This window comes from Pseudomonas sp. AP3_22 TE3818 (assembly GCF_053628995.1).
Window position 1 is genome coordinate 2480366 of sequence record NZ_JBRJHL010000001.1, and the last position, 12397, is coordinate 2492762.

The 12397-nt window shown below is 62.4% G+C and carries 11 protein-coding genes; 5 read left to right on the top strand and 6 right to left on the bottom strand.

Annotated features, from left to right (window positions below):
- The first annotated feature begins 460 nt into the window (after nt 1–460).
- Entirely contained in the window at nt 461–1132 is a 672-nt protein-coding gene (locus AB7M25_RS11270) for a phosphoribosyltransferase (protein WP_454237293.1), read from the top strand.
- A 137-nt stretch (nt 1133–1269) separates the two neighbouring features.
- On the top strand, nt 1270–1839 hold the full coding sequence (locus AB7M25_RS11275; protein ID WP_429382933.1) for a YceI family protein: 570 nt from the start codon (nt 1270–1272) through the stop codon (nt 1837–1839).
- A gap of 219 nt (nt 1840–2058) precedes the next feature.
- Here AB7M25_RS11275 and AB7M25_RS11280 read toward each other — a convergent pair whose 3' ends face one another.
- Nucleotides 2059–5436, bottom strand: coding sequence for an Ig-like domain-containing protein (locus AB7M25_RS11280; protein ID WP_454237294.1), 3378 nt, complete (start codon nt 5434–5436; stop codon nt 2059–2061).
- A 281-nt stretch (nt 5437–5717) separates the two neighbouring features.
- Here AB7M25_RS11280 and AB7M25_RS11285 point away from each other — a divergent pair, with 281 nt between their 5' ends.
- Nucleotides 5718–6440, top strand: coding sequence for a GNAT family N-acetyltransferase (locus tag AB7M25_RS11285; protein ID WP_429382929.1), 723 nt, complete (start codon nt 5718–5720; stop codon nt 6438–6440).
- Between the two features lie 151 nt (nt 6441–6591).
- Here the strand turns inward: AB7M25_RS11285 and AB7M25_RS11290 are convergent, their stop codons facing one another.
- Both AB7M25_RS11290 and AB7M25_RS11295 read right to left on the bottom strand, forming a co-directional pair.
- Nucleotides 6592–7032, bottom strand: a complete 441-nt coding sequence (locus AB7M25_RS11290) for a hotdog fold domain-containing protein (RefSeq protein ID WP_104447706.1) — start codon at nt 7030–7032, stop codon at nt 6592–6594.
- Complete coding sequence (locus tag AB7M25_RS11295; RefSeq protein WP_454237295.1) at nt 7029–7199, bottom strand: hypothetical protein; 171 nt, start codon at nt 7197–7199, stop codon at nt 7029–7031. The genes AB7M25_RS11290 and AB7M25_RS11295 overlap by 4 nt, the downstream gene beginning before the upstream one ends.
- Here AB7M25_RS11295 and AB7M25_RS11300 point away from each other — a divergent pair.
- Nucleotides 7198–7806, top strand: a complete 609-nt coding sequence (locus AB7M25_RS11300) for a TetR/AcrR family transcriptional regulator (protein ID WP_429382927.1) — start codon at nt 7198–7200, stop codon at nt 7804–7806. The two genes, AB7M25_RS11295 and AB7M25_RS11300, sit on opposite strands and share 2 nt — an antisense overlap.
- A 298-nt stretch (nt 7807–8104) precedes the next feature.
- Here AB7M25_RS11300 and AB7M25_RS11305 read toward each other — a convergent pair whose 3' ends face one another.
- Together AB7M25_RS11305 and AB7M25_RS11310 are read right to left on the bottom strand one after the other, a co-directional pair.
- Nucleotides 8105–9235, bottom strand: a complete 1131-nt coding sequence (locus tag AB7M25_RS11305) for a DmpA family aminopeptidase (RefSeq protein WP_429382925.1) — start codon at nt 9233–9235, stop codon at nt 8105–8107.
- 154 nt (nt 9236–9389) lie between these two features.
- On the bottom strand, nt 9390–10493 hold the full coding sequence (locus AB7M25_RS11310) for an extracellular solute-binding protein (protein ID WP_429382923.1): 1104 nt from the start codon (nt 10491–10493) through the stop codon (nt 9390–9392).
- 110 nt (nt 10494–10603) lie between these two features.
- Here AB7M25_RS11310 and AB7M25_RS11315 point away from each other — a divergent pair, with 110 nt between their 5' ends.
- Nucleotides 10604–11377, top strand: coding sequence for a helix-turn-helix transcriptional regulator (locus AB7M25_RS11315; RefSeq protein WP_454237296.1), 774 nt, complete (start codon nt 10604–10606; stop codon nt 11375–11377).
- A gap of 4 nt (nt 11378–11381) precedes the next feature.
- Here the strand turns inward: AB7M25_RS11315 and AB7M25_RS11320 are convergent, their stop codons facing one another.
- Nucleotides 11382–12293, bottom strand: a complete 912-nt coding sequence (locus AB7M25_RS11320) for a LysR family transcriptional regulator (protein ID WP_454237297.1) — start codon at nt 12291–12293, stop codon at nt 11382–11384.
- Between the last annotated feature and the right edge of the window lie 104 nt (nt 12294–12397).

The window sequence follows — 12397 nt, forward strand, 5'->3', positions numbered from 1 at the left end:
GTGGCGAGGGGGCTTGCCCCCGTTTGAGTGCGAAGCGCTCACAAAGATCTGAGTTTGTCATGAGATTTTGGGGCCGCTGCGCAGCCCGGCGGGGGCAAGCCCCCTCGCCACAAAAGCCTCTGCCACATAAGCCCCTGTCCCATTCCATCCTTCGGGCTGCAAGGGGTGTGGATGGCGTTTCCGGTGGCGTATCCGGGGATGCTGGTGCTGCAGACGCTGTATTACAAGCTGGTGTGGCAGCATCAGAAGATTGAGCGGTTGGTTTAGTTGGTTTTTTGATTGCCTGTTCGCGGTTGTGGTGGTTCAGTGGTGTAGATGTTGACTGTGCTGACGCTTTCGCGGGCAAGCCCGCTCCCACACGGACGGTGGTGTTTGTAGTCTTGTGCACACTGAAAATCAGGAACCTCATCAGTGGGAGCAGGACTCACCGACAGGCGCAATCGCCTGGGGAGGTTTTCACATGAGCCCCTTGTCCCATTCCATCCTGCAAGACCGGCCAGCGGCCGGGCGGCGTTTGATCGAGCCGCTGCTGCCTTACGCCAATCGCCCCGATGTCATCGTCCTGGCCTTGCCCCGTGGCGGCGTGCCGGTGGCTTACGAGGTGGCCACGGCGCTGAAGGTTCGCCTGGACCTGATGCTGGTGCGCAAGCTCGGCGTGCCGTCCCACCCCGAATACGCCATGGGCGCGATTGCCAGCGGTGGCATCCGGATTCGTAATGAAGAGGCGCTGCGGGTGCATCCGATTGCCAAGTCTGCATTCGACGCCGTGGTCGAACGGGAAAGCCGCGAGTTGCTGCGCCGCGAGCAGGTCTACCGCGGCACGCGGCCGCCGGTGCAGCTCAAGGGGCAGGTGGCGATCCTGATCGACGACGGCCTGGCCACCGGCGCTTCGATGCGGGCGGCGATCCAGGCGCTGCGGGTGCAGGAGCCTGCGCGCATCGTGGTGGCGGTGCCGGTGGCACCGATCGAGACGGTGGAGGCGTTGCGCCGCGAGGTGGATGAACTGGTCTGCCCGCTGATGCCCGAGTGGTTCACTTCGATTGGCCATTGGTACATGGACTTTTCCCAGACTGCGGATGCCGAGGTGATCGACCTGTTGCGGCGGGCGTGGCAACGCGAGGCGTGCGGGTAGCGCTGGCGGTCATCGGCAGGTGGTCGCAAATCAACGGGTGAGGTGGAATAAACGCCGGTTGTTTGCTTTAGTCCATCTGGTGCCGGCCTTCGTGTGCGGCACGCCAACTCAAGACGGGAGTCCTCCCGGAGAGTGCCATGAACCTTCAATCCGCGCGTTGCATCGCTCTGGCCGGCACGTTGGTGCTCGGCCTGACGCCGTTCGCTGACGCCGTGGAATACAAGGAAGTCAACGCCAAGGCCAGTACCTTGAGTTTCACCTATGAGCAGATGGGCTCGAGAATCTACGGCACCTTCGGCAAGTTCAAGGCCAATCTCGACTTCGACACCGATAACCCGGGCGCCGCCCATGCCGCGCTGACCATCGACCTGAAGAGCATCGACGCCGGCAGCAGCGACGCCAACACCGAGCTGCAAAAACCGGCGTGGTTCGACACGGCGACTTATCCGGTGGCGACGTTCGAATCGACGTCCATCAAGGCCCTGGGCAATAACCGTTACACCATCACCGGCAAACTGTCCCTGCGCGGGCTCACTCGGGAAGTGAGTGTGCCGGTGCTGCTGAAGTCGGAGAGCTCCATCGGCATCTTCGATGGCCAACTGGTGCTCAAGCGTGACGACTTCAAGATGGGCGAGGGCGAGTGGGCGGACAGTATGGTGTCCAACGAGATCAATATCCGCTTTCGGATGGTGGCGCCGCAGCGGTGACTGGGAGGTCGCCTTCGCGAGCAAGCCCGCTCCCACAGGGGATCTGCGTCGAGCATAATTTCTGTGCTCTCTGAAGATCCCTGTGGGAGCGGCGGTGCGGCGATCCGACTTGCTCGCGAAGGCGTAGTAACAGTCAATACGAAGGCCCTCGGTCCCACCGCACGATCCAAAAAAAGCGCCCGGTCCACATTGCATGGGCCGGGCGCCGATCAATCCGCTCTAGTGCACTGGCACTGTCACGGTTTTGCCGAAGGCCGACTTGATGGTCGCTGTCGGGCTCGGTGAGGGGGCACTGCCGACGGTCGTCACGGCTATATTCCAGCGCGCGCCTGTAGCCGTAGGCGTCAGGGTGGCGGTGCCAAGGTTCGCCGTACCGGTTGTAGTCGTGGCCGTCGCGGTGATGGTATTGCCCGTGCCACGCGAGGTGGTGCCGGACAGCACCCAATACCAGCGGTTGTTACTGCGGGCGGTGACGGTAGCGCTGGTGACGATCAGGTTCTCGACGACCGCTGCCGAGACCGCCACGGACACTGTTGCCGGTGCCGATTCCGCACCCTTGGCATCGGCGGCCTTATAGGTAAAGGTCGCGGTGAACGGCGCGGGGACCGTGGCCGGTGGTGTGTAGATCACGCGCACGCCATCGGTGCTGACCGTGCCCTTGCCGGAGTCCGGTTGCTCCAGGCCCACCACTTTGAGCGGCACATTGCCGTCAGGGTCGCTGTCGTTGGCCAACACGTTGATGGTCACGGGTTGGCCGTTGCTGGCGGCGCTGTCGGGATTGGCGATCGGTTTTTTGTTATCGCCGTCGTTATTGCGTGTATCGCCCGTGCGGAAGGTTGGCAGCGCGGCGGAGTTCACGTAGTTGACGCCGTCCCAGCCGGGCAGGGGCGTTGGCATCAACTGGAACTGGCCGGGGTGCTCGATATCCCAGCGCAGCAGCATGGCGTTGTCCTCGTGCTGGGTGTTGTGGCAGTGCTCCATGTAGGTCCCGGCGAATTCACGGAAGCGGATCGCCATTTCCACTTCCTGCGAGCTGTCGATGCCTTCGCCGATGCGATAGACGTCCTTGCGTGCCCATTTTTCCCATTCCGGTGGCGCCTTGCCGTCGCGGCTGAGAACGACGCCTTCTTCGAAATGCACGTGTACCGGGTGGCTCCAGCCGTTGCCGCCGTTCTTGATTTTCCACACTTCCAGGGTGCCGTCGCCGGAGAACCCGGCATCGGTCGGGCCGTTGGCCAGTTGCGGCGCAGCGCTGATCCGCCGTGGGTCCATGTGGTAGCCGAAACCGCCGTCGGTCTTGATGGTCCAGGGTGCCAGGTCGGTGCCGTCGGAGCGACCGAAGATGAACTCGCGATGCCGCACTGTCTTGAGCTTGGCCTGCATCGTTGGATCGTCGCGGTTGACCGTCAGCGGAATCATGACCTTGCCGACCGGTTTACCCGGTTTGGCGGGTTCGTAGTCGGCGGGGTTCATGCTCACGTCCTGGCCGGCATAAGGCTGGACCACCATCTGCATGAACTTGCCCACCACCGGGTCGCCGGCGTCCCATTCCAGCCCCTTGCTGCCCAGTTTGAGCACCGCTTTGTACTTGCCGGACAGCACGTCGGCCAGGCTCAGCGGTACACTCTCCGGACCCTTGCCGGTCTGGTGTTCCATCAAATTGACGAAGTACAGCTTGTCGCCGACAGAGATCCCGTTTTTCGCGAAGTTGACGATGATGTCGAAGCGCTCGGCAATGCCCATGGTGGGCAGGATGGCGTTGTGGTCCTGCACATCGCCGTCACCGTCCAGGTCCATGCTGCCGTCGAACGGTACGGCGTGTTCCATGAGGTTGCCGTCGTTGCCGATCATGTGGAACGGCACGCGGGTATAGGACACACCCGAACCTGCCGGGCCGGGGAATTCGCCACCGGTGCCGACGACTTCACGCACCAGCGCGAACCTGAAGTAACGCGACACCGAGCCGTTGAGGATGCGGAAGCGATAGCTGCGCGCCCGCACGTTCAGGCGCGGCTGGTACTGCCAGTTGACCAGAATCTGGTCGCCGAGGAAGCCGTCGGTGTTGAACGGGTTGAACCACAGCTGACCGTTTTGATCCCAGGCCTTGTCGGCCACTATCAGGTTGACGTCGTAGTCACGGTTGCCCCAGGGCAACGCCGAACCGCTGGGCAGGCGCAGGTTGACGCCGTCTTCGAAGGCTTCGTTACCGCGGTCCATGGCGCTGTAGTAGTTCATCATCACCGCGTTGCCCTTGTAGACGTTCTGCGCGGTGAAATCGAGCATGTGGTCGTGGAACCAGTGGGTGCTCATGGTTTCGCGCCAGTCGCCACGGATCTTGATGCTGCCGTTGTTGCAGGTCTTGAGGCCTGGTGAGGCATCGTTGACGAACAGGGTTTCACCTGGGGCGCAGGGGAACGCCGCGCGCGGATCCTGCGCAGTGGTGTTGATGGTGTCGTAACCGGCCAACTGGACCGGCCAACGATAGTCGTAGTACTGCCCCGGAAAGAAAAACGCATTGGCGTAGCCGTCGCTTTCGGCCGGGGAGTGGCCGTTGTGTTCGTGGGTGCTGAGGGTGTGCAGGCCAAACCCCATGTTGGCCGACGGATCGATCGGCAGGGCGTTGTAGTGCCGCATCAGCACCGGTTGGCCGTAGCGCACCATCAACAGTTTTGGCGGAAAGGTGCCGTCGAAGGTCCAGAGCGCCTTGTGGTTCTGAATCGGCATGTTGGGGTGAAAACGCGTGTCGATGCCTTTGGTGGTGCCCGCGATGACCGGGGCGTCCGACGTCTGGTTGTAGAGGCCGCCCGGCCCGAACTCACCGACGGCGTAGTTGTGCAACTGGCGGCGGTCGCGCATGCCGCCGTTGAGCTTGGCGCCCGCTTGAGCGGTCTTGAAGGCGACCTGTGGGTAGAACTCGTTCCAGCGCTGGTGCGACCAGCCTTTTCCTGGCGGACGCCCCTCGGCCGGCGAGCCGACCGGATGGCGGTTGAGGAAAGCTTCGATCTGCGCTTGCCACGGGTTGCGGTCCAGCGCGTTGGAATACTGTGACGGAAACGGGTACAGCCCGGGCTGGCGCATGAAAGCTTCGAGCGACGCAGCCGAAGGGCCGCTGCGGGCGATGCTGTTCGGGTCCTGCACGGGGGCCGGGCCGACGGTCGGAGGCGGGAACGTCAGGGGCGGTGCTGGCAGTGTGGGGTCGAGTTTTTCCGTGCCGAATTCTTCGAGCAGCAGCAGTTGCTGAGTGTACGGCTGGGCCCCGAACAATGGGCTGGGCTTGCCATTGGTGGGGATTTTGAATGATGTTTGCTGGGCTGGCTGCAGCACGTTGTCGGTCGTTGGCGTGGTGCGGGTGCCGTACATGCCATTGGGCAGGGCGATGGCGCCCTGGTAGGTGGGTGGCATGGTCAGAATGGCATCCAGCGCGGCCTGGGGGTCAGCAGGCGGGTTGGTATAAGCCGAAGGATCCGTTGGAGGCGGATAGCTGACATCGTCAAGCGGTGCGGCGTTGACTGTGCCGAGGCTGATGTTGATCAGCATCACAGCGGCGATGCCCGGTTTGCTGAAACCGAGCGGTTTGAGGTCAGGCAGGCTTTTCATGGTGTTTCCCTCGGGGCGCGCCGATGTGGCTGACGTACGCAATGCGGTCGATGCAAGAGCTACGCCAATCACGAGGGAGTCTCGGAGGGTATGGGCGGTTGATTTGTATCAAAACATTGAAGACTTTTCTGTAGCGCCGAAGTGGGTGGCAATCCTCAAGTTCGGGGGCCTTGACCCACCCACTTCCCCCAATCACCTGCCACACCCCCATCACCCTTCGGACCGCAAGTGTCAGGCGCGGTATGATAGGCGGCCCTTGCCTTCCGGAGCCTGTCACCGCAATGCCCCTGATCAGCCACTTCAAGACCCCGTGCCCCGAGCACATCAATAGCCAGATCCTGCAGATGGTGGTCGACAACCTGACCGACATCAGCATGGTCGCGATCCCGCCCAGCAACCTGCTGTACAACCTCTATCAATACGCGATCGGCTATGAGGTGCACCTGTACCTGGAGGCGTTGAACGGTGAAAAAGGCATTGCCGTGGAGTTGATCGTTGCCACGGATGAAGACGATCCGCAGAAGGTGCTGGGCTTTGTGCTGTACCTGCCGGTGCAGGACGACCCCGAGGCGTGTGGCGTGGCGTACATGGCGGTACAGGCCGAGTATCGGCGCCAGGGTGTGGCCCGACGGATGCTGCGGGAAATGGTCGGCCGTTATCCCCATGCCGAGCTGACCTGCGCGGTGACCAAGGTGCCGTATTTCGAGGCGATGGGTTTTCAGGTGGTGGGCGTGCGTGCGACCCAGGTGTTGATGAACACCCGCGACCACAGCACCGGTGGCTTGATGGCGCTGCTGGACGTGGCGTCGATCTACAGCTCGCTGGAAGTGCGGCAGATTCATACCTACCTGCTGCAAAAGCACGGCAAGCGGGCCATGACCGACGCGGAAAAACAGCGCGACCGGCATCTGGACCAGTTGACGCACAAGGCCAATGAATGTGTGCGCGAGCGCTTGGGTGATGAGGCGGTACCGGCGTCTGGCCCCCGGTTGCGCCTGGTCTGACCCTGCGCGATTCAACACCCCCAAATCCCTTGTAGGAGCTGGCTTGCCAGCGAAGGCTGCCTCACGTCATGCGCTGTTGGCTGCAGACGCCTTCGCCGGCAAGCCGGCTCCTACAGGGATTGAGTTGTTCGCGAGATCCCCCCGTCAGCGCTTAAGCCAGCTTCACATTCATGGTAATCCGCGCCGTGAACACCTTCTTGCCCTCGGCATCGTGAATGTCCACCGGCACGATCTTGTCGCCCTCGGTGGTCCAGTCCACTGCATCCCCTTCGGCTACCGCCGTCACATCGCTCTTGGCCTTGGCCAGGTATTCCACGGTCATGCCCTTGGGAATCCAGCGGGCGCCGGCGGGAATGGACACGTCGGTCATCATCCCGGCGGCCAGCTCCGCGGCGTTGCACATCGCAATCGCATGCACCGTACCCAAATGATTGGTGATTTCCCGGGCAAACGGCACGTGCACGGTGGCCGAGCCTTTGCGCAAATCCTGGACCAGCGGGTTGATGGTGGAGAAGTAGGGCGCCACCTGGCAGGCCATTTTGCTGAACCCTTCTGGCCCTGCGCTGTTGAACATGCTGAGGAACTGACTCATTTTTTTGCCTCTTGAGGATGACGGTTTGCAGAATATTCTTCTTTAACAGAATAATGTTCTGTTACGGAACAGTATTCTGTCGAAGGGAAATCTGTCAACCTAGCGGCACCTGTTCGCTGGCAACCGTCAGCTTCCACCCATGATTTTTCCGGACTGTTTTTCAGCATGGATACCGCCGATCTGCTCGAACGCTGCTACCCCGGACGACGCGCCGAACTCAAGCGCGACATCTTCAGGAAGGCCCTGTGCCTGTTCAACGAACAGGGGATCGAGGCCACCACCATCGAAATGATCCGCGCCGAATGCGATACCAGTGTCGGCGCCATCTATCACCACTTCGGCAACAAGGAAGGTCTGGTGGCGGCGCTGTTCTTTACCGCCCTGGATGATCAGGCGCGTTTGCGCGACAGCTACCTGGCGGATGCACAAACCACCCAGGCGGGTGTGCACGCGCTGGTGCACAGCTATGTGGATTGGGTCGATAGCCAGCCGGACTGGGCGCGGTTCCAGTACCACGCGCGATTTGCCGTCACCAAGGGGCCGTTCAAGGACGAACTCGCCACCCGCAACAAGGCGCGCAACAAGCAGTTGCTGACATGGCTGGGCGCTCACGGCGATGAATTGGGTGACTTTCCGGCAGAGTTGATACTGTCGTTGATCATCGGCCAGGCAGACAGTTACTGCCGCGCCTGGTTATCGGGCCGGGTCAAGGGCAGCCCGAGGGCGTACCGGGACATGCTGGCGCAGGCGGCGTGGCGGTCGCTGTGCCAATGACGATTCACTGTAGGAGCTGGCTTGCCGGCGATCACGGCGGTCCATTCGACGTGGGTGTGACAGTCAGACCGCTATCGCTGGCAAGCCAGCTCCTACAGCGGGCGTTGTGTTGGTTTTTCAGAGGCAAAAAAAGAGCCTCAAAGCTCTTTGATGGGGAGGAAGTAGAGCCCTTGAGGCTCAAGATGCGCATGAAACAGGCGGTGAGCTTGGTAGGGGTTCAGTTCACTCACCACCTACGCAGCGGCTTGCACAAGCAAGCGACTGCGTAAGTTCATCCTAAAAAGACCGAGTGTTTCACTCAAGTACCGCTAGTCGCATCCCCCGGCCAGCCGGCGCGGCGCAACGCCTTGAGCAGGGTTTCGGCATCCAGCCCCGGCACCGCATGCCCGTTGCCTTCGGCCGTTTCGGCGGCGAGCAGGGCATTGATGATGGCTTCTTCCACGGCTTCGGTGGCGGCCAGGAACAGCTCGCTGATGTGGTCGTTGTTGACCATGCTCAGGTTGTTTGTGGTCGGCGCTTTCTTGCTCTCGTACGCAGCCGGTGGCACGTGATCGTTACCGGTGGCGAAAGCGATGAAGATGTCGCCGCTGTGGTCTTCATTGCCGCCGCCGGTGCGGGCCAGGCCGAGGCTGGCACGCTGGGCCAGGCGCGTGCACTGGTGCGGCAGCAGCGGCGCATCGGTGGCCAGGCAGACCACGATCGAGCCCATGCCCGGATGGGGTAGCGAGGCCTTGAGGAACGGCGAATCGACCTGTTCCATGTAGCGCCCGACCGGATACCCGTCGACGCGCAGTTCATGGCGGATGCCATGGTTGGCCTGGACAATCGCCCCCACTGTCCAGCCGCCCTGGGCGCTGTTCAAGCGTCGCGACGCGGTGCCGATGCCGCCCTTGAATTCGTGGCAGATCATGCCGCTGCCGCCGCCGACATTGCCTTCGGCCACCCGGCCACCGACCGCCGAGCGCACGGCTTGGGCTACGTGTTCAGGCTTCACGTGAAAGCCGTTGATGTCATTGAGCAAGCCGTCGAAGGTTTCCAGCACCACCGGCATGTTCCAGTAGAGGCGCCCGTCATCGGCCTGCTGCTCGCGGTCGACCACGATCAGCGCATCGCGCACCACGCCCAGGCTGTGGGTGTTGGTGAAGGCGATGGGGCTGGTCAGCAAGCCCGCTTCGCGTATCCACTCCAGCCCCGTGGCATCGCCATTGCCGTTGAGTACATGCACGCCGGCAAAGCACGGTTGCTGGCTGGTGGAACCGGCGCGTGGTTCGATGACGGTGACGCCGGTGAGGATGTCGCGGCCGTTGGCCGTGCGTCCTCGTACATCACAGTGGCCGACTCGCACGCCGGGGACGTCGGTGATGGCATTGAGCGGGCCGGGTTGCAGTTGGCCGAACGGGATGTTCAGGTCGCGGGCGCGTGGTTTCATGGGTTTTCTCATCTTCGATTCGTGGCAGAAAAGGTGGATTGCACCTGTAGGAGCGGGCTTGCCCGCGATGGCGTCATGTCAGCCAACATCAATGTTGAATGTGATGGCCCCATCGCTGGCAAGCCAGCTCCCACAGGGTTTTGTGGTGTCTGTGTTATTGGCCGTTCTTGACCTTGCTCCAGATTCGAGTGCGCACGCGCTCGGTCGCCGGCGGCAGGGGCTGGAGGGTGAACAGGGTGGCCATGGCTTCGGCTGACGGGTAGACGGCCGGGTTGTTGCGGGTCGCTTCGGCCACCAGCGTGGTCGCGCTGCGGTTGCCGTTGGGGTAGTTGAGGTGGTCGCTGACCGGGGCGATGACCTCGGGACGCATCAGGTAGTCGATGAAGGCCATCCCTTGTTCCGGGTGCGGGGCGTCCTTGAGCAGCACCAGGGTGTCGAACCACACCGGCGCGCCTTCCTTGGGCAGGCTGTAGGCGATCTTCACGCCGTTGCCGGCCTGCTCGGCGGTGGTCTTGGCTTCGAGCATGGCGCCGGACCAGCCGACCGCCACGCAGATGTTGCCGTTGGACAGGTCGCTGATGAACTTCGACGAGTTGAAGTAGGCAATGTGCGGCCGCAGCTTGAGCAGCAGCGCTTCGGCTTTCTTGTAGTCTTCTGGGTTGGTGCTGTTGGGCGGCAGACCGAGGTAGTGCAGGGCGACCGGCAGCATCTCCGACGGCGAGTCGAGCATGGCCACGCCGCACTCGCCGAGTTTGGCCAGGTTCTCCTCCTTGAACACCAGGTCCCAGGAATCCACCGGCGCCTTGTCGCCCAGAACCGCGCGCACTTTGTCGATGTTGTAGCCGATGCCGTTGGTGCCCCAGAGATACGGCACGGCGTACTGGTTGCCCGGATCGTTGCTGGCCAGTTTCGCCAGCAGATCGGTGTCCATGTTCTTGAAGTCCGGCATCTGCGCCCGGGGCAGTGGGGCGAGGGCGCCGGCCTTGATCAGGGTGGGCAGACTGAAGTTGCTGGCCACCACCACGTCGTAGCCGCTGCGGCTGGTGAGCAGCTTGCCTTCGAGCACTTCGGCGCTGTCGAAGGTGTCGTAGACCGGCGCGATCCCGGTATCACGCTTGAAGTCCTGCAGGGTCGTGGGGCCGATGTAGTCGTACCAGTTGTACACGTGCACGGTCGGGGCTTCGACGGCTTGCGCCGACAGCGACACCGCCAGACAGGCGCCAAACCCCAGATTGAAATACAAGCGGTGACGACTCATGATGCGGCACTCCTGGCCTGTTGCGGCCGGTGGTAATCAGGAGTTTGCAGCGTATCGACCGGGGTGGCCTTCACCCATTCCCATCATGGGTTACTCAAAAGGGGTAGTGCGTGGACGCGTTGTTGAAAGAGTTGCCGGTGCACCAGGGGCTGGCGCGGGTCTTCACGACGGTGGGGCGGGACGGTTTCTGGCGGGCGCTGGTCGATACCCTGCGGCTGCTGGTGCCGCTGGACAACGCCTTGGTGGCGCTGATGCGCCCGGGCCACGTGCCGCGCCTGCTGATTGATTTCGATGCCAAGGGCAACAGTGCCGAGCAGGAAGAACTGGCGGACTACCGCGCCGGCATGTACCTGCTCGATCCGTTCTATCAAGCCGTTTGCGCCGGCATCGCCGACGGCTTGCACAGCCTCGAATCGGTGGCCCCCGACCAGTTCCAGCACAGCGAGTACTACCTGAGTTATTTCAGCACCGTGGTCGGTGGCGACGAGTTGCAATTCATGGTCAACCTCGACGGTGCCGTGCTCGGCCTGTCCCTTGGGCGTTCGACGCGCTTTGGCCTTGAGGATCAGGGGCGCCTGCTGAGCGTGCGGGACTGGGTGCTGTCCGCGATGCGCCGACACCTGGATTTGCTGCCCCCGGAAGGGCCGGTCGCCGAACCGCCGGCCGGCGATCTGGCGACCTTGCTCGATCGCTTCGACGCCCGCCTGACCGTGCGGGAAATCGAAACCGCGCGCCTGATTCTCCAGGGCTTCTCCAGCAAGGCCATCGCCCAGCAAATGGGCATCTCCCCGGAGACGGTGAAAGTGCACCGGCGCAACCTCTATCACAAGCTCAACGTGAACGGGCATGGCGAGTTGTTTGCGCTGGTGTTGCAGCCGCGTTGAATCGTCATCCAGCCTGCGGTTGCCAATGCGCCTTGAGGTATTCGATGAACACCTTCACCTTGCGCGTGTTGCGCCGGTGGGCCAGGTACAGCACGTAGATCCACGGCCCGAACGCACTGGGTTCGCGCCAGTACTGCGGCATCAACTCGACCAGTTCGCCACGCGCCAGATAGGGTGCGACACTCCATTGCGGGATGAACTGCAAGCCCTGTCCATCGAGCAGGCAGGCCAGGAGAAAATCAAAGTTGTCACTGGCCACCCGCGGCGTCGGTTGTGTCAGCCGAATCCGTTGTTCGCCTTGCTTGACCCACCAGAAGTGCCGGTTGAGCAGCGGGTGGCGGAAGATCAGCCAGTCGTGCTGCTGATAATTGTCCAGTGACACATCTTCGCCTTTGCGGGCCAGATAAGCCGGGCTGGCGCACAGCAACATCTGATTTTCCACCAACGGCTGCGCGATCACGCCAGGCAGGTCGATGGGGCCGTCGCGCAGGGCGAGGTCGTAGCCACCGTCCACCGGGTCTTCGAAGTTATCGCTCAGGTCCACTTCCAGTTTGACCTGCGGATGCGCAGTCAAAAAACGACAGCACACCTGATTGAGAAACGCCGGCGCGAAGGAGGGCGGGGCGGTGATCCGCAGGTCGCCGCGCAGCTCATGCTGCAACTGCTCCACGTCCTCGGTGGCCAGTTGCAGTTGCATCAGCGCCTGGCGTGCGCCTTCCAGGTAGATGCGACCGGCTTCGGTCAGCGCCATGCGCCGGGTGGTGCGGTCGAACAGGCGCGTGCCGAGTTCTTCCTCCAGTTGGGCCACGGCCTTGGTCAGGGCGGACGGGGTCTTGCCGAGCAGGTCGGCGGCGCGGCTGAAATTACCCTGTTCGGCGGTGGCGACGAACATGGTCAGGGCACTCATTTTATCCATTTATCTATTCCTGATAGGCACAGAAGTTGTGCGGGAGCAGGCATTCAGTTCTCGATTCGGCTTGGATAGTCTTGGCTACAGCCCAACAAAAATAAAGAGCCATC